This is a genomic window from Listeria sp. ILCC792, from assembly GCF_900186135.1.
Taxonomy (GTDB): domain Bacteria; phylum Bacillota; class Bacilli; order Lactobacillales; family Listeriaceae; genus Listeria; species Listeria goaensis.
This window is the reverse complement of record NZ_FYBO01000003.1, coordinates 126,889-143,160: the sequence shown is the minus strand read 5'-3', so window position 1 is coordinate 143,160 and position 16,272 is coordinate 126,889. Positions and strand designations below refer to the sequence as shown.

The following is a 16,272-nucleotide window of genomic DNA, read 5'->3' as shown; positions in this document are numbered from 1 at the left end:
AAGGAGTTTTTACTATGGAACAGGATAAAATTATTTTTGTCAAAAAAGAACGGAAACTGCCCAATCATCAATGGCCGCGAGTCCGAATCAACAGAGAGACCTACAAAGCCATAGATGATATTGCAAATGAGGCAAGTTTAAATTTATCAGACGTGACCACACGATTACTAGATTTTGCCTTAAAACATGTTGAGATTCATAAGAAAATTTCTGAAATAAATTCAAATGAAGGAGGGGATGGTAAATAATGCCTGTTAAAATTCATCAACTGGAAATTGAAAATGTAAAACGTGTCAAAGCGGTCAAAATAGAACCTATTTCAAATGGACTCACAATCGTAGGAGGAAATAATAATCAAGGAAAAACCAGCGTTTTAGATGCGATTGCATGGGGATTAGGTGGAAATAAATATCGCCCAAGTCAAGCCGAACGAGAAGGTTCTGTTACCCCACCACATCTCCATTTGAAATTAAGTAACGGTTTAATTGTAGAACGTAAAGGTAAAAATTCAGATTTAAAAGTCATTGATCCAAATGGAGAAAAAGGTGGACAACAATTACTCAATTCATTTGTGGAAGAACTAGCTATTGATTTGCCACGTTTTATGGAATCTAACAACAAAGAAAAAGCTCAAACCTTATTACAAATTATCGGTGTGAAAGAAGAGTTACTTCAATTAGAACAAGAAGAGTCAGATATTTATAACAAACGTTTAAGCATCGGACAGATTGCGGATCAAAAATCTAAATTTGCAAAAGAACAACCGTACTTTTCAGATGCCCCCAAGGAGCTTATTTCAGCGTCAGAATTAATCCAGCAACAGCAATTAATCTTGGCGAATAATGGAGAAAATCAACGTAAGCGTGAGCATGTACAACAAATTAAAATGCAATTTGATGCAGAGCAAAGTGAAATTGCACGTCTTGAATACCAATTAAATGAATTAAAGGAAAAGCATGTACAAACGGAACGCGATTTAGAAATTGCCAATACATCTACTGCTGAATTACAAGACCAATCTACTGCTGAATTGGAACAAAATATTGCAAACATTGATGAAATTAATCGAAAAGTCCGAGCTAATTTGGATAAAGATAAAGCGGAAACGGATGCTGCTGAATACCGACAACAATATGATGCCTGTACAACGAAATTGGCAGAAATCCGCAAGAATAAAACAGCCTTACTTGAAAATGCTGATTTACCACTTTCTAACCTTTCAGTGGAAGAGGGAGAACTAACGTATAACGGCAAGAAATGGGACAATATGAGCGGTTCAGACCAGCTCCGCGTCTCAACAGCAATCGTCCGGAAATTAAAACCAGATTGTGGATTTATTCTGCTTGATAAGCTCGAACAAATGGACACAAACACCCTAGAAGAATTCGGGAAGTGGCTCGTACAAGAAGGGCTACAAGCCATTGCCACGAGAGTGAGCACGGGAGAAGAATGCTCCATTATCATTGAAGACGGTTATGTGAAAGGGCAAGAACATCAGCCATTAGAAGAAACGACAAAACCATGGGAAGGAGGAAAATTTTAAATGAACATAACTCATGGCAAAATTGCTCGTGCACAAAAAGTAGTCTTATATGGTCCAGAAGGAATTGGAAAATCCACATTTGCTTCAAAATTTCCAACCCCAATTTTTATCGATACAGAAGGCAGTACATCTAATATGGATGTGGGGCGTTTGGATAAGCCAACATCATGGATTATGCTTTTACAACAAATTGAGTTTGTGAAGCAAAATAAACCTTGTGAAACGCTTGTTATCGATACAATCGACTGGGCAGAACGGATTGCAATTGAGCATATCTGTAGTAAAGAAAATAAGACGTCCATTGAAGATTTCGGGTATGGAACTGGCTACATCAAGTTAGAAGAAGAGCTTGGACGTTTTTTAAATAAGTTATCTGAATTAGTAGAGGCAGGCATTAATATTGTGCTCACGGCTCACGCGCAAGTTCGAAAATTTGAGCTGCCAGATGAAATGGGAGCATTCGACAGATATGAATTAAAACTTGGCAAAAAGACAAGTGCACGTACCTCCTCACTCGTAAAAGAATGGGCGGATATGGTGCTGTTCATGAATTATAAGACTTATGCGATTGTGGACAGCCAAACGAATAAAATGAAGGCACAAGGAGGAAAACGTGTTATTCATACGACCCACCACCCGTCATGGGATGCTAAGAATCGATTTGGGTTACCAGATGAATTGGATATGGATTATACCACTATTGCGCATATATTCGCAACTAAGACATCTAGTGAAGGTGAAATAGAATCGCCAACAGCCGAAGAATTGAAAGATGTTCCTTTTAATATGGAAGATTCCAATCAAAATGTAACCTCAACAGAAATAACACCTGAGAAAATAGGTGAAGAGGACTTACAAGTAGTTCGTACTATCTCGCCACCTCTCGCAGATTTAATGGCAGAAAACCATGTCACCTTAGAGGAGCTCCAAAAAGTAGTAGCGGAGCGTGGCTACTATCCATTAGGTACGCCTTTTGAAAATTATGATTTAGGCTTTGTCAATGGATCGCTAATAGGCGCTTGGGACGCCGTTTATGGAATGATTCGAGAAATGAAAAAATAGGAGGAATAAGCAAATGGTAGAAAATAACCAGGAATATGAACTTGGCTGGGATGCAAAGATTGAGAAAGAAGGAGTGGACTTTGTCCTTCTCGAAGCAGGAGAGTATATGTTTACGGTAAACAGTTTTGAACGAGCTCGGTACACCCCCGCGCGTGCAGATTCCAAATTACCTGCATGTAATAAAGCTATTTTGAACATAACAGTTCATGGTGGAGAACAAGGCGATGCAACCATCAGTCATAATTTATTTTTACATTCCAGTGTGGAAGGTTTGCTCTCCGCTTTTTTCATCAGCATTGGTCTTAAAAAGAAGGGTGAGCCACTTGTCATGAACTGGAATGATATATTTGGAAAAACTGGAAAAGCAAAAGTGATTGTTCATGACTACAAGAATAAAAATGGGGAAGAGCGCCAAATTAACCGCATCGATTACTTTTTAGAACCAGAAGGATATCAATCATCCGCCGCTGCAACTTCAACGCCCACTATGACACCAGGTCAATTTTAAGGAGGTGAAAAAAGATGGATAAAAATTTTGTTGAATTGAACTTATCTGAAATGGAAAACGGCGCTTTACAAGAAAAATTCACTCGAGAAGCAACGAAAGTATTTGAAAATGTGCATGACCCTAATACCAAAGCAACCGACAAACGTTTTGTGGTTATCACAGTAGAGCTTAAACCGGATGAAAAAAGACAAGTTGTAACAGCTACAACGAGTGTCGTTTCGAAACTGGCCAAATCAAATCCAGTTGAAACAACAATCTTAACAGGAAAAGACTTGACAACTGGCAAAATTGAAGCACGAGAATTAAAATCTAATTCACCAGGACAGACATATATGGATGTTGATAATGGAGAAGTAAAAACTGATGTTGGAGAACCAGTCGATGTTATGGAGAAAGAAATGGCAAAACAAAACCAAATTATTGATTTACAAGAGAAAAGGGGTTAAGAAGATATGGAAAAAGATGCGTTAAAATTTTTAGTTGATCAAGGGATTAAACCTGTTGAACGTATACAAGTTATTGATGGCCAGCACTATGTGATTGATAATCTAGGGGAGGTACAGCGTATTCTTCCAAAGGCTATTGTAGCCCAAAATACATTGAACACGAACACATTAAGTAGCTTGATTCACTATATTAAAGCTAATTTAGAAAGAATTGATTGTCAATTTATTGTTCACGTGGTAAGTGAAACGCATGTCATGGTGAAAGGGCTGTTAGAAATAGATGGCGAACGAGAAGTCTTGTTATCGGCTAATGCCATCGTTCCAGAAGTTGCTTATGATTGTTTTTATGATGCAGAGTCTTTTAATATTTTATTACAATCAAAATTTGTTGCTAATGAAGACCGTGCAACACTCTTACAAGTAAGTGGCAATATCATTAGCGAAGATGTTCAGCAAACTAGTGATGATGGCACAAGCCAAGCCGTCTCTATCCGACAGGGTGTCGCATCGCAAGCTGATGTGAAGGTGCCTAATCCCGTGACACTAGCCCCTTATCGAACGTTTATTGAAGTTGAACAGCCTGAAAGTTTATTTATCTTCCGTATGAAAGATGGTCCTCGTTGTGCGTTATTTGAAGCCGATGGCGGTTTCTGGCGAAATGAAGCGATTGCCCGAGTGCGAGACTACTTGGCAGAGGCATTATCGGAAGAGATTTATTCTAAAAAAATCACTCTTATTGCGTAAGGGGGGAGCTAAAATGAAACTTAGACCTTATCAAAAGGAAGCCCGCGAAGCAATACGAACAGAGTGGCAAAAAGGCAATAAAAAGACCCTTCTTGTTCTTCCAACAGGGACTGGCAAGACGGTAGTTTTTAGTAGTGTGATTGAAGCTGAGGTGAGAGAGGGCAAGCGTGTGCTTGTTCTCGCCCACCGTGGCGAATTACTGGAACAAGCCGCCGACAAATTAAATAAAGTGACGGGGCTTAAATGTGCAACAGAAAAAGCAGAATTATCGTCTTTAAATAGTTTCTATAGGGTGGTTGTTGGTTCTGTTCAGTCTTTACAGCAAGAAAAGCGATTGAAAAAATTTAAACCTGATCATTTTGATACCATCATTATTGATGAGGCACATCATTGTATCAGTGAAGGGTATCAGCGCGTTTTAAATTATTTTGAGGACGCTTGCGTTTTAGGTGTAACCGCAACACCAGACCGCGGGGACATGCGGAATTTGGGGAGTTATTTTGAATCTTTAGCTTATGAATATACGCTACCCAAAGCAATAAAGTCAGAGTATTTAAGCCCGATTAAAGCTTTAACATTACCTATCCAATTAGATTTATCTCAAGTAGCGCAACAAGCGGGCGATTTTAAAACGAAAGATTTAGGGACGGCTTTGGACCCTTATTTAGAATCGATAGCACGAGAAATGCAACAACATTGTCTGAATCGTAAAACAGTCGTATTCTTGCCGCTTGTCAAAACAAGTCAAAAGTTTCGAGATATTCTAAATCAATATGGATTCCGTGCTGCCGAAGTAAATGGCGAGAGTAAGGAACGAAAAGAAATTCTGGAAAATTTTGAAAATAATAAATATAACGTGTTATGTAACTCCATGTTATTAACAGAAGGTTGGGATTGTCCTAGTGTTGATACCATCGTTGTGCTAAGACCAACAAAAGTTCGTTCGCTATATAGCCAGATGGTAGGTCGAGGAACCCGCTTGTTCGAAGGGAAAACAGAATTATTATTACTTGATTTTTTATGGCATACGGACCGCCATGAGTTGTGCCATCCTGCCCATTTAATTACTGAAAGTGATGATGTAGCAAGACAAATGACAAAAAACATTGAGGAAGCAGGCGGAATGGTGGATTTAGAAGTCGCCGAACAAGAGGCTGAAACAGATGTTATTTCTCAACGTGAAGAAGCACTCGCCAAAAAATTAGCTGAAATGAAACGCCGTAAAAAGAAACTGGTGGACCCTTTACAGTTTGAAATGTCTATTCAATCCGAAGATTTGACGAATTATAAACCTTCATTTGGTTGGGAAGAGGACTCACCAAGTCCGAAACAATTAAAATCACTTGAAAAATTAGGGATTCTACCCGATGAAATTGAAAACGCTGGTAAGGCTAGCAAATTATTGGACCGTTTAGACAAACGTAAACAAGAAGGGTTGACTACACCAAAACAAATTCGTTTTCTTGAGCAACGAGGATTTGAGCATGTAGGCACGTGGCAATTTCATGCTGCCAAAAAACTCATTGATCGAATTGCAGCAAATGGATGGCGCACTCCTCATGGAATAAATCCAAAAACGTATAAAGGTTAGTAAGAAATAAAGGAGCAAACCATGGAAAACAAAATAGACTTAATCGAAATTTTGAAGCATATCGATCCTTCTATGTTGGATTATACAGAATGGGTCAACGTGGGCATGGCACTCAAAGAAGAAGGCTATACAGCTAGCGACTGGGATGATTGGAGCAAATCAGATGCACGCTATAAAAATGGGGAAGTATTCAAAAAATGGGAAAGTTTCCAAGGCAACTCTTCACCAGTCAAGGGCGGTACCATTGTCCAACTTGCAAAGGACCAAGGCTTTTCATTTGGAGACTTTAATGAAGTGCATTCCCATGAGCTCGATTGGAACGACACGATTCAAGATGAGCTTATCGTGGTGGATCGTAATTGGATTGAAAAAAGAGAAATTGAAGAGCCTAGTGTCTGGAATCCCGTTCATGAAATCACAACGTATTTCAAAACATTATTCGAATCCAATGAGAAGGTTGGCTATGTAACAGATTCTTGGCAGAACGAAGAAGGAAAATACTTGCCGAGTGCAGGGAATTATGATCGGACAGCGCGGCAACTTATTGATGAATTAGAACGCTGTAACGGAGATATTGGCGCTGTTCTTGGTGATTATAAAGAGGAAGCAGGGGCATAGATACGATTTAACCCACTAGACGGGCTAGGCGTAAAAAATGAGAATGTGACATCCTTTCGCTATGCCCTTGTAGAATCAGACAAGATGGAACTCGCCAAACAAAATGCCATTTTAAGAGAACTCGAATTACCTATCGCAATATTGGTCCACAGTGGGAAAAAATCATTACATGCGATTGTCAAAGTAGATGCTGCAGACTTAGACGAGTATAAAAAACGAGTAGACTATCTCTATAATGTTTGTAAGAAAAATGGGCTTGTGATTGATACACAGAACCGTAACCCTTCCCGATTAAGTCGAATGCCTGGTGTCATTCGAAATGGTAAAAAACAATTTATTATTGATCAAAATATTGGACAGCCAACATGGGAAGCTTGGCATGAGTGGATTGAAAGTGTGAACGATGATTTACCAGATCCCGAAAGTTTAACAGATACATGGGATAATTTACCGCAACTTGCCCCTGTTTTGATAGATGGCGTATTGCGGCAAGGTCATAAAATGTTAATGGCAGGGCCCAGCAAAGCTGGTAAATCTTTTGCGTTAATTGAAATGACCATTGCCATTGCTGAGGGACGGGAGTGGTTAGGTTGGTCCTGTGCGCAAGGGAAAGTACTGTACGTCAATTTAGAGCTAGATAGAGCTTCTTGTTTACACCGATTTAAAGATGTTTATAACGCACTAGAATGGGCACCAAAAGGTATTAATAACATTGATATTTGGAATTTGCGTGGCAATTCAGTACCAATGGATAAGCTCGCACCGAAGCTTATAAGAAGAGCTGCAAAAAAAGATTATATCGCTGTTATCATCGACCCCATTTATAAAGTGTTAACAGGCGATGAAAATAGTGCGGACCAAATGGCTCATTTCACCAATCAATTTGATAAGGTATGTACAGAATTAGGTTCGAGTGTCATCTATTGCCATCATCACAGTAAAGGAAGTCAGGGCGGTAAGAAGTCGATGGACCGTGCGAGTGGCTCGGGTGTATTCGCTCGTGACCCGGATGCTTTGATTGATTTAGTAGAATTAGAATTGAATGATGAGGTGCAAAAACAACAAGAAAACAATCTATTATGCCAAGTCTATGAAAAGGCTTTAAAACAACTGAATCCGGATTATTTGGACACAGAAATATCTCAAGATGACTTATGTAGTCAAGTTCAGATGAAGGAGCATATCGGCCGCGCTTTAAAACAGCCGCAACGCCTTTTAGTAGACGAACAAGCGAAAGAAGCTCTTTTACAAGTGAGAAATAAATCAGCATGGCGTGTAGAGGGAACGTTGCGAGAATTTCCCAAATTTGACGCACGAAATATGTGGTTCGACTATCCGCGTCATGAATTAGATCATACAGGCATTCTAAAGGATATCAGGCTAGATGATGGCTTCCAATCATGGAAGAAGAATACGCCAAAGAAAACGGCAGAGGAACGTAAACAGGAGCGCTTAGATGCCCTTGAAACGGCTTATAGCGCGTGTGGTGTCGGTGATGAAATTACACCGTCAATGCTTGCTGAATATCTCGGAATCTCAGAAAAAACAGTCAGAAGGCACATTAAAGAACATCCGAAATTCTTTTTTGATGATGGAGTAGTCGGCAAAAAACAACAGGGACGGACAGACAAATAATGTCTTTGTCCGTGTCTCTCAGAGACAAAGACACAAAAAGCTGTCCCTGTCCGTGGTCAAATTTTCCCAAAGACACTGTTTTTAGTGTCTGTCCCTTGCATTTCACAAACTACAAGACAAACATGTTTTTGTCCCTGTCTGTCCCTTAGAGCGCGAATAGGTTAAGTGAGATTGTGAAAAACAAGTTTGTCCGAGGGACAGACAAACTATATATATAAATATATATAATGTCTGTCCGTCCCGAACCGTCACAGGGTAAAAGTAGTTGTGCGGATGCTAGCGCACAACAACTCCTTTCCCCTGACTGTGACTAAAGCGAAAAATCTAAAAATAAAAAAGGATCATGACGATTTAGAAATGGAGTAACAAAATATGGGCAAAACAAAATCCAAAGTGAAAAAGAAAAAACGAAAAATGTATGGAGCGCGTAAAGCGAATGAAAGGAATTTTAAACATGAGCCAATTTTTTATAGCAATGAAGAATATTCCAACGACAACACACCAGCAAAAACAAGTTCGGGTTATTAAAAATAAACAAGGAAAATCAGTACCAGCCTTTTATGAACCGCCTGAGCTAAAGGAGGCGCGTGAAAAGTTTATGGCTTTTCTAAGTCCTTATGTACCCGATGAACCATTTTTAGGCGCTGTGAGGTTAACGGTGTGGTGGTGTTTCTGGCACAATAATAAGCATCGGAATGGAGAATATAAAACAACAAAACCGGATTTAGATAACTCGAATAAATTACTACAAGACTGCATGACTGACTTAGGATTTTGGAAAGATGATAACTTGATTTCTTCCTTGCACACTGAAAAGTATTGGGCAGATGTACCAGGTATTTTTATACGAATTGAGGCGATATAGTGAATTATGAATCTTTTTTTCAAGATGTCACAGCTTGGATGACGGAGAGTAATTATCAACTAGAAAAGCACACGCTGTTTTCGCGTGAATACTGGGATTGGGTAATGCAATCCGCACGGAAATTATGTGATAAATATGATAATCATCCGCTTGTTATGCGTCAAGTGAAAATGCTATACGAGTATCAAGAAGAATTATATTTAAAATTTAGTCAGGGGGGTAGTTGAATGGGGTTAAGTAATCAAGACGTGAACAGAATTGTGGAGGCTATCGCGAATCGTGATAAACGAACAGAGAAAGAAGAGCGCGATTGGCGTTTACGCAATACCAAACTATTACTTGAGAAATACAGGTTTTTAAAAGCACATTGCGAGGGGATTCCCGCCGAAGTCGAAGACTTAGAAGAAACTACAACTATATTTGATGTAAAAGCTTTAACATTAGAAAGCCTCATCGAGCATAAAGCGAAAAGCTTAAAACTACTAAGATATTTTGAGGGTGTCATAGAAGCATATAGAAAAATTAGTTCGGCGGGACAAGAGTCAAGTAAACGACGCTTCCGTGCAATAGATAAACTGTATTTATCAGAATTTCCTCTAACAAAAAATAAATTATCGAAAGAGGAGCACGTGGACATTCGGACGGTCGAAAGAGATGCAAAACGAGCTATAGCAGAGCTTTCCGTGCTTTTGTTTGGAATCAAGGCGGCGCTTGATGATTGGTAAAGTTGTCGCAAAGCTGTCGCAAAAGTCCAATATTTCCATGTTAATATGATAGTGTAAGATAAATGTAATAACAGCCAGCCACTCCAAAATACTACTCATGGCTGGCTGTATACAAATAGAACCTCCAACACCTCTCGAAGAAATGTCCCACGGAAGGGCAATATAAATTAAGAAAGTCCTGTGCTAGCGTGGGGCTTTTTAATACAGGTTAGGAGATGAGACAGTTGCTTTCTAAAAAGTACAGAGACGATGAGTATTATACAACACAAGAGGCAGCAGAAAAGTTTTTCCAAAAAGTAGTCGCGCCGAGCGGCATTTTAAAACATAAAACAATTATTATGCCATTTACCAAAGCGGGCACACCACTGCATGAAGCGGCCGAACAGTATCACGGCAATGTTATCGCTTTTAACGGCGACACTGAAATGTGGCAACAGGTAAACAGCTATGATGATGCGGCTGTAATTGATAATCCTCCTTTTAGCCTGTCAACTAAAATAGAGCAGTTCTACATCAATGAGAACGTCCCCTTCGTTATATTCAGAAGCGCAGTATCCTATCCGCTTTTTATTTATCGTGAGGAGCACGCTGGGGTTATTTATGAGGATAGTAGAAGAGGAGTTCAATTCGATTGGGGTTTCGCGGAACATATAGCGCATGATAAATACATCCATTCACACTATCCAAATCTTATAGACAATCTAAAAGAAAAGGGGATACTTAGTAAGTCTGTGCCTGTAGGCTTTTCGTTTTATTTAGTTGATTATCAATTCAAAATAAAACAGTTGCATTCGATAGTCTAGTTTATCCGCGAAAGAAAGAAATGACCGTATTTTTAAACAACGGAGTTTTTGACGAGAATACAAAGACATTCATCGGTGCGCAAGACAAACGAGTCCACGCCATATCGGATTAAGGAGAGGTAACATGGAGACTAAAAAACTAAGGGAAGTACTCAAGAAACTAACTGGAACCGCGTGCGATTTAGCGCCGGCCTTCAACGTGTGCATCGGCGCGCAAGACGATAATAAGGTATGACTAAGCTATCTCAAGAAGAACGATTGTCTTTTTATAAATCGAAAGCATGGCGACAGACGAGAGAAGTTATTTTAAAACGAGACAACTACGAGTGCCAAGAGTGCAAAAGAAAAGGGAAGGTTACAACGGGCGAACGGCTAGACGTTGATCATCTATTAGAGCTAGAAGACTACCCAGATCTAGCGCTAGAGCCGTCTAACTTAGAAACAAAATGCGTAATGTGCCATAACAAAAAACATAATCGATTCGTAAAAAAAGAAAATAAATGGAACGATGAAAAATGGTAGCACACCCCCGGGCCAAAGGTTCAGCAAAAATAATTTGGCGCTGGGAACGGTGTGGGGTCTTTTGCGCAGAAATATTTAAAATTCTCATGAAGGGGGGAGGAGCAAGAATGAGGTACAACTTGAAAAAATTGGAAAAAGAACTGTTGTCGAAAATCGACACAACAAGTCAACAAGAATTAGAAAAAGTAAAACGGTACGTCAATTTGATTCGTATTTATTATGAGCTAGACAAAAGCATAGAAGAATTAGGGGCCGTTATTATCACAAAGAACGGGCCACAGGAATTCGCTAAAACCAACCCAGCTATTCAAGAAAAGAACAGGATTAACACCTCCCTTCTTTCGATTGAGAAATCGTTTGACTTTAAAAATGTGGATTCGCCTAACGACGGTAGTGACCTCCTATGATTTCAAATTCATATGTGGAAAACTATATTAGGCTGTACGAAGAAGGCAGGATCTTATTAAATAAAGAACGTATTGAGCTAATCAATTATATAAAAACCTACGTTCTGACTCGGGACGATATTTATTTCGATGAACAGAAGATAAACAATTACATTAGCTTTAGCGAAAAGTGGTATTTCCCTCTGGACAGTTGGGAAAAATTCATCGCACCTTTTATCTTCTTATACTACAAAAAAGATGGTGAACTTTTTTACGAAGAATTTCACATTACGCTAGGCCGAGGCGGGGGAAAGAACGGTTTCATAAGTACGTTGTCAAATTTCTTTATAAGCCCCTTACACGGGATAAAGAATTATGACGTCTCTATTGTAGCGAACTCGGAAGAGCAAGCGAAAGTTAGCTTTAATGAGGTTTTTAACGTTATAGACGGAAACGTAAAACTCGAAGGCAATTTTGAAGCTTGGAAAGCAAAAATTGTTGGAAAAGTTACTAATAGTGTATTTAAATTCCAGACCTCAAATGCTAAAACCAAAGACGGGGGGCGCGAGGGCTGTGTCATTTATGATGAAATACATGAGTACGAAGACAGACAAGTAATTGACGTTTTCTCAGGGGGGCTGGGGAAAGTGCCTAACCCCCGAGAATTTTTCATAGGAACAAACGGTTTTGTACGGGGTGGGTTTTACGACAAATTAGAAGAACGATGCAAGGCAGTACTAAGCGGAGAAAATCTAGACGATCACATCTTCCCTTTCATCTGTAAGTTGGATAGCGCCGAAGAAGTGAATGACGTAAAAAATTGGGAGAAGGCTAACCCAGCTTTTGAAAAACCGCTAAGCCCTCGTTCTAAACGTTTATTTAATAAGGTCAAAAAGCAATTTGACGCTTTAAAGAATAATCCATCCGGACGCTCGGCGTTTATGACGAAGCGAATGAATTTACCAGAGGTAGATTTGGAAAAAGTCATAGCGCCGTGGGAAGAAATACTAGCGACGAATAGAAAAATGCCATATCTAAAACACAAGTCGTGCGTCGGAGGATTCGACTATGCATCCATTAAAGATTTCGCGGCGGTAGGGTTGCTTTTTCGGGTAGGCGAAGATTATATTTGGAAAACGCACTCTTTTGCAAGAAAAGCATATTTGGACATCGCAAACCTTAAACCCCCAATAAAAGAGTGGGAGAAACAAGGATTATTAACGGTCGTAGACGAACCCAGCATTGACCCAAGGCATGTCGTCAAATGGTTTGTCGAAATGAGAAAAGAGTACGGCATTCAAAAAGTGATTGGGGATAACTTCCGCATGGATTTAATGCGCCCGTTATTTGAGGAGGAAGGTTTCGAACTTGAGATTATAAAGAACCCCCGAGCTGCTCATAGCCTGCTAGCACCTCGCATCGAAAGTGCTTTCGCGAATCACCACGTCGTTTTTGACGATAACCCTTTGATGAGATGGTACACCAATAACGTAGCGGTCAAAATAAAACCGGACGGCAACAAAGAGTATTTAAAAAAAGACGAGCATAGACGTAAAACGGACGGATTCCAAGCTTTTGTACACGCTCTATGGAGAGCAGATGAAATTGAAAACATGGATTACGGGGAAGCGCTTGAGTTCTTAAACGGACTTAAATTTTAGGAGGTGAAAATATTTGGGAATATTTGATAGCATTTTTAAGCGAAACCAAGAGCTGGAATGGATGTATGACTATGAATACTTAGTTGACACTTCCCAAAAGGCATATTTAAAAAGAATTGCCTTGGACACCTGCATCCAGTTTTTAGCCCGTTCTATCGCGCAATCTGATTTTCAGATTCGGGACGGAACCAAAATTTTAAAGAACGACTGGCATTATAAATTAAACGTAAGACCAAACTCAGATGAATCAGCAAGCACATTTTGGGAAAAAGCAATTTATAAATTAGTTCACGACGGGGAATGTTTGATCGTCTTATCGGATACGGACGATTTGCTCATCGCGGATTCTTTCGAGCGTAAAGAGTACGCCTTGTTTGAAGACATATTCACACACGTCACCGTAAAAGACTACGAATTTAAAAGGTCCTTCCTGATGAACAAAGTTTTTTACTTGGAGTATGCGAATTCGAAGTTATCAACGTTTATCGAAGGTCTTTTTGATGACTACGGCGAAATTTTTGGGCGCATGATTAGCGCACAGCTTCGGAACTATCAACTACGCGGGATTGTCAAAATTGGGAAAAACGGAGGGGCTTTTGATCCAAAAAAACAAGCAGCTTTACAAGCCTATCTTGACAAGATGTACGCGTCTTTTCAAAATAACTCGGTGGCCCTCGTCCCTGAAACCCAAGACTTTGAATATATCGAACTAGGCGCCACGCGAGCCACGAACGCACAGTCGATAGACGAGCTAACGAAACTCAAAAAATCCATGATTGATGATGTTGCTAAAATGCTAGGGATTCCGCCTTCTTTAATCCATGGGGAAATGGCGGATTTAGACAACAGTATGAAAGCGTTCGACCAATACTGCAAGCGGCATTTTATGCGTAAAATCCAAGACGAGCTAAACGCGAAAATATTCACTCCTAGTGAGTTTTCAGCTGGGCAGCACGTAAAAATCATTAATCAGAAATCGCCGCTCGAAAGTGCGGAAGCAGCAGAGAAGCTTATTGCGTCAGGCTCGTTTAACGGAAATGAGGTGCGAGATATGTACGGTTGGGAAAGGGCGGACGACCCTAAACTTGACCGATATACCCCAACTAAAAATTATCAGTTAGAAGAAGGAGGTGAGAACGAATGACGAAAATTGAAGTAAGAGGCGCTATTGTAGCGAACGAGGATAAGTGGATATATAACTGGTTCGAAATACCGGCAACATGTGGGAAGGACGTTACGGACGCACTGAAAAATGCAACAGACGAGGTGGAGATCCATATCAACTCGAACGGCGGTGACCTTTTCGCCGGGAGTGAGATTTACACAGCCTTAAAAGATTATAGCGGCTCTGTAACAGTGAAAGTGGTCGGTATGGCAGCAAGCGCCGCTTCTATTATTGCCATGGCGGGCGATAGGGTTTTAATCTCTCCAACCGCGCAAATGATGATTCATAATGTACAACTGTACACAGGGGGCGACCATCGCGACTTACAAGACGCCTCAAACGTGGCTAAGAACGCTAATGTATCCGTGGCAAACGCGTATCAACTGAAAACAGGTAAGAGTTTAGACGAGCTTCTAGCGCTGATGGGTAAAGAAACTTACGTAAATGCTCAACAGGCTGTAGAAATGGGTTTAGCTGATGAAATCATGTTCCAAGAGAACACGGAAGCCCCACGCTTAGTGGCAGATTTAGGCGGCATGTTACCACAGTCTGCACTTGATAAAGTACGAAATTTACGCATATCTAACATCGAAACTCCAGCACTAAATGCAACGATCCAAGCCGAAGACGTAAAGAAAATTGTCAACGAGGCTGTTAATGAGCTAAAAGCAAGCCTTAGCCAAGAAGCACAAGAACTTAATAAAAAAACGGAAGAGGAACCAGAAGAACCGCGAAACACAGGGTTTGAGAGGTTTCTTTTTTAATCCGCAAAAATAGGAGGAATACTAATGACTGTAAAATTAAACAAGGAAAAACAAGAACAATTTAATCAAGCTAAACAGGAGTTTATCAACTCTATTAAAAATGGGGAGAGTCAGGAGGCACAGGGAGAGGCTTACTCTAAAATGTTAGACAGCCTACAAGAAGGGCTTATGGCAGACGCACGCGAGGCAGCACGCCAAGAGGCAGAGCTTTATTCCGCGACTACAAACGCAGACGCGATGCTGACAGCGGAACAACGAAAATTCTATAACGAAATTAACACAACCGTAGGGACAAAAGATGACACTCTTTTACCGCAGGAGACAGTAGACCGGATTTTCGAAGACATGACAACAGAACGTCCGCTGTTATCTAAAATTGGATTGAAAAATGCGGGCTTACGTCTAAAATTCCTAGCATCTGAAACCACAGGCGTAGCAGTATGGGGTAAAATCTTCGGGGAGATTAAAGGGCAATTAGATGCGACCTTTAACGAAGAAGAAAGTATCTCAAGCAAACTGACGGCTTTCGTAGTTATCCCTAAGGACTTGAAAGACTTTGGGCCTGCTTGGATTGAACGCTTCGTCCGTCTTCAAATCGAAGAGGCGTTTGCGGTGGCTTTAGAGCTAGCCTTCTTAACCGGAGACGGAAATGACAAGCCAATCGGGTTAGACCGTGATATTAATAACGGAACAACCGCGGGGAGCATTACGACATACCCTAAAAAAACAGCAGAAGGAACCCTGACTTTTGCCGACTCAACGACAACCGTAAAAGAATTGACTAGTGTATTTAAATATCATTCTAAAACAGAAGAAAAGAAAGACGCAGAGGGAAACGTAATTAAAGAGTCACGAGCACTTGCAGTAGCTGGAAAAGTCGTACTTGTTGTAAATCCTTCTGACGAGTGGGACGTAAAAACGCAATACACGTTCCTGAATGCTAACGGGACATATGTAACGGCGTTGCCTTACAATTTGGATATCGTCGAATCAGAGGCGCAAACGCAAGGAGAAGTTCTAACGTTTGTAACAGGGCGCTACGACGCATACCTCGGCGGAGGGATTAATGTGAAACAATTTGACCAAACTTTAGCGCTTGAGGATTTGGACTTATACACAGCGAAACAATTCGCATATGGACGTGCTAGAGATATTAAAGCCTCGGCGATTTGGACATTAAATATCGCGGATGCAACAATACCAGTGGCATAATTAAAAACCAAGGAGGATTTAA

The 16,272-nt window shown here is 40.3% G+C and carries 19 protein-coding genes; all 19 read left to right on the top strand.

What is annotated here, in order from left to right; genetic code table 11:
* Nucleotides 1–14: 14 nt before the first annotated feature.
* The 19 genes from CFS60_RS05445 (at nucleotide 15) to CFS60_RS05360 (ending at nucleotide 16,250) form a co-directional block, all read left to right on the top strand.
* Entirely contained in the window at nucleotides 15–248 is a 234-nt protein-coding gene (locus CFS60_RS05445) for a hypothetical protein (RefSeq protein ID WP_088838952.1), read from the top strand.
* Nucleotides 248–1,543 carry an AAA family ATPase gene (locus tag CFS60_RS05440; RefSeq protein ID WP_088838951.1) on the top strand — a complete coding sequence of 432 codons (1,296 nt, stop codon included), beginning with the start codon at nucleotides 248–250 and terminating at the stop codon, nucleotides 1,541–1,543. The genes CFS60_RS05445 and CFS60_RS05440 overlap by 1 nt, the downstream gene beginning before the upstream one ends.
* Nucleotides 1,544–2,605, top strand: coding sequence for an ATP-binding protein (locus CFS60_RS05435; protein WP_088838950.1), 1,062 nt, complete (start codon nucleotides 1,544–1,546; stop codon nucleotides 2,603–2,605).
* Nucleotides 2,606–2,618: 13 nt separating this feature from the next.
* Nucleotides 2,619–3,113 (top strand): DUF669 domain-containing protein, encoded by a 495-nt coding sequence (locus CFS60_RS05430; RefSeq protein WP_179946600.1) that lies wholly within the window; start codon nucleotides 2,619–2,621, stop codon nucleotides 3,111–3,113.
* 14 nt (nucleotides 3,114–3,127) lie between these two features.
* Nucleotides 3,128–3,559 carry a replication terminator protein gene (locus CFS60_RS05425; protein WP_088838949.1) on the top strand — a complete coding sequence of 144 codons (432 nt, stop codon included), beginning with the start codon at nucleotides 3,128–3,130 and terminating at the stop codon, nucleotides 3,557–3,559.
* Nucleotides 3,560–3,565: 6 nt separating this feature from the next.
* The gene (locus CFS60_RS05420; RefSeq protein ID WP_088838948.1) at nucleotides 3,566–4,303 is read left to right on the top strand and encodes a hypothetical protein; all 738 of its coding nucleotides are present in this window, start codon (nucleotides 3,566–3,568) and stop codon (nucleotides 4,301–4,303) included.
* Between the two features lie 13 nt (nucleotides 4,304–4,316).
* Complete coding sequence (locus CFS60_RS05415) at nucleotides 4,317–5,894, top strand: DEAD/DEAH box helicase (RefSeq protein WP_088838947.1); 1,578 nt, start codon at nucleotides 4,317–4,319, stop codon at nucleotides 5,892–5,894.
* A gap of 21 nt (nucleotides 5,895–5,915) precedes the next feature.
* A complete protein-coding gene (locus CFS60_RS14040) occupies nucleotides 5,916–6,512 on the top strand; it encodes a PriCT-2 domain-containing protein (protein ID WP_255387553.1) in 597 nt (198 codons plus the stop codon).
* Between the two features lie 45 nt (nucleotides 6,513–6,557).
* The gene (locus tag CFS60_RS05410; protein ID WP_255387552.1) at nucleotides 6,558–8,147 is read left to right on the top strand and encodes an AAA family ATPase; all 1,590 of its coding nucleotides are present in this window, start codon (nucleotides 6,558–6,560) and stop codon (nucleotides 8,145–8,147) included.
* A gap of 436 nt (nucleotides 8,148–8,583) precedes the next feature.
* Nucleotides 8,584–9,012, top strand: coding sequence for a RusA family crossover junction endodeoxyribonuclease (locus CFS60_RS05405; RefSeq protein WP_255387551.1), 429 nt, complete (start codon nucleotides 8,584–8,586; stop codon nucleotides 9,010–9,012).
* Nucleotides 9,012–9,239 (top strand): hypothetical protein, encoded by a 228-nt coding sequence (locus CFS60_RS05400; protein ID WP_088838946.1) that lies wholly within the window; start codon nucleotides 9,012–9,014, stop codon nucleotides 9,237–9,239. Before CFS60_RS05405 ends, CFS60_RS05400 begins: the two co-directional genes overlap by 1 nt.
* The gene (locus CFS60_RS05395; RefSeq protein ID WP_088838945.1) at nucleotides 9,240–9,737 is read left to right on the top strand and encodes a hypothetical protein; all 498 of its coding nucleotides are present in this window, start codon (nucleotides 9,240–9,242) and stop codon (nucleotides 9,735–9,737) included.
* A gap of 224 nt (nucleotides 9,738–9,961) precedes the next feature.
* On the top strand, nucleotides 9,962–10,540 hold the full coding sequence (locus CFS60_RS05390) for a hypothetical protein (protein ID WP_220387232.1): 579 nt from the start codon (nucleotides 9,962–9,964) through the stop codon (nucleotides 10,538–10,540).
* Between the two features lie 231 nt (nucleotides 10,541–10,771).
* Nucleotides 10,772–11,062: an HNH endonuclease gene (locus CFS60_RS05385; RefSeq protein WP_088838944.1), complete on the top strand. Its 291-nt coding sequence runs from the start codon at nucleotides 10,772–10,774 to the stop codon at nucleotides 11,060–11,062.
* A 107-nt stretch (nucleotides 11,063–11,169) separates the two neighbouring features.
* The gene (locus CFS60_RS05380) at nucleotides 11,170–11,469 is read left to right on the top strand and encodes a P27 family phage terminase small subunit (protein WP_088838983.1); all 300 of its coding nucleotides are present in this window, start codon (nucleotides 11,170–11,172) and stop codon (nucleotides 11,467–11,469) included.
* Nucleotides 11,466–13,109, top strand: coding sequence for a terminase TerL endonuclease subunit (locus tag CFS60_RS05375; RefSeq protein WP_088838943.1), 1,644 nt, complete (start codon nucleotides 11,466–11,468; stop codon nucleotides 13,107–13,109). Before CFS60_RS05380 ends, CFS60_RS05375 begins: the two co-directional genes overlap by 4 nt.
* 13 nt (nucleotides 13,110–13,122) lie before the next feature.
* Entirely contained in the window at nucleotides 13,123–14,253 is a 1,131-nt protein-coding gene (locus CFS60_RS05370) for a phage portal protein (protein WP_088838942.1), read from the top strand.
* A complete protein-coding gene (locus CFS60_RS05365; protein ID WP_088838941.1) occupies nucleotides 14,250–15,038 on the top strand; it encodes a head maturation protease, ClpP-related in 789 nt (262 codons plus the stop codon). Before CFS60_RS05370 ends, CFS60_RS05365 begins: the two co-directional genes overlap by 4 nt.
* Before the next feature lie 24 nt (nucleotides 15,039–15,062).
* Entirely contained in the window at nucleotides 15,063–16,250 is a 1,188-nt protein-coding gene (locus CFS60_RS05360; RefSeq protein WP_088838940.1) for a phage major capsid protein, read from the top strand.
* Nucleotides 16,251–16,272 lie beyond the last annotated feature (22 nt).

Coding starts and splice junctions, on each gene's coding strand:
- CFS60_RS05445 (WP_088838952.1), top strand. CDS start 15: ATGGAACAGGATAAAATTATTTTTGTCAAAAAAGAACGGAAACTGCCC.
- CFS60_RS05440 (WP_088838951.1), top strand. CDS start 248: ATGCCTGTTAAAATTCATCAACTGGAAATTGAAAATGTAAAACGTGTC.
- CFS60_RS05435 (WP_088838950.1), top strand. CDS start 1,544: ATGAACATAACTCATGGCAAAATTGCTCGTGCACAAAAAGTAGTCTTA.
- CFS60_RS05430 (WP_179946600.1), top strand. CDS start 2,619: ATGGTAGAAAATAACCAGGAATATGAACTTGGCTGGGATGCAAAGATT.
- CFS60_RS05425 (WP_088838949.1), top strand. CDS start 3,128: ATGGATAAAAATTTTGTTGAATTGAACTTATCTGAAATGGAAAACGGC.
- CFS60_RS05420 (WP_088838948.1), top strand. CDS start 3,566: ATGGAAAAAGATGCGTTAAAATTTTTAGTTGATCAAGGGATTAAACCT.
- CFS60_RS05415 (WP_088838947.1), top strand. CDS start 4,317: ATGAAACTTAGACCTTATCAAAAGGAAGCCCGCGAAGCAATACGAACA.
- CFS60_RS14040 (WP_255387553.1), top strand. CDS start 5,916: ATGGAAAACAAAATAGACTTAATCGAAATTTTGAAGCATATCGATCCT.
- CFS60_RS05405 (WP_255387551.1), top strand. CDS start 8,584: ATGAAAGGAATTTTAAACATGAGCCAATTTTTTATAGCAATGAAGAAT.
- CFS60_RS05395 (WP_088838945.1), top strand. CDS start 9,240: ATGGGGTTAAGTAATCAAGACGTGAACAGAATTGTGGAGGCTATCGCG.
- CFS60_RS05385 (WP_088838944.1), top strand. CDS start 10,772: ATGACTAAGCTATCTCAAGAAGAACGATTGTCTTTTTATAAATCGAAA.
- CFS60_RS05380 (WP_088838983.1), top strand. CDS start 11,170: ATGAGGTACAACTTGAAAAAATTGGAAAAAGAACTGTTGTCGAAAATC.
- CFS60_RS05375 (WP_088838943.1), top strand. CDS start 11,466: ATGATTTCAAATTCATATGTGGAAAACTATATTAGGCTGTACGAAGAA.
- CFS60_RS05365 (WP_088838941.1), top strand. CDS start 14,250: ATGACGAAAATTGAAGTAAGAGGCGCTATTGTAGCGAACGAGGATAAG.
- CFS60_RS05360 (WP_088838940.1), top strand. CDS start 15,063: ATGACTGTAAAATTAAACAAGGAAAAACAAGAACAATTTAATCAAGCT.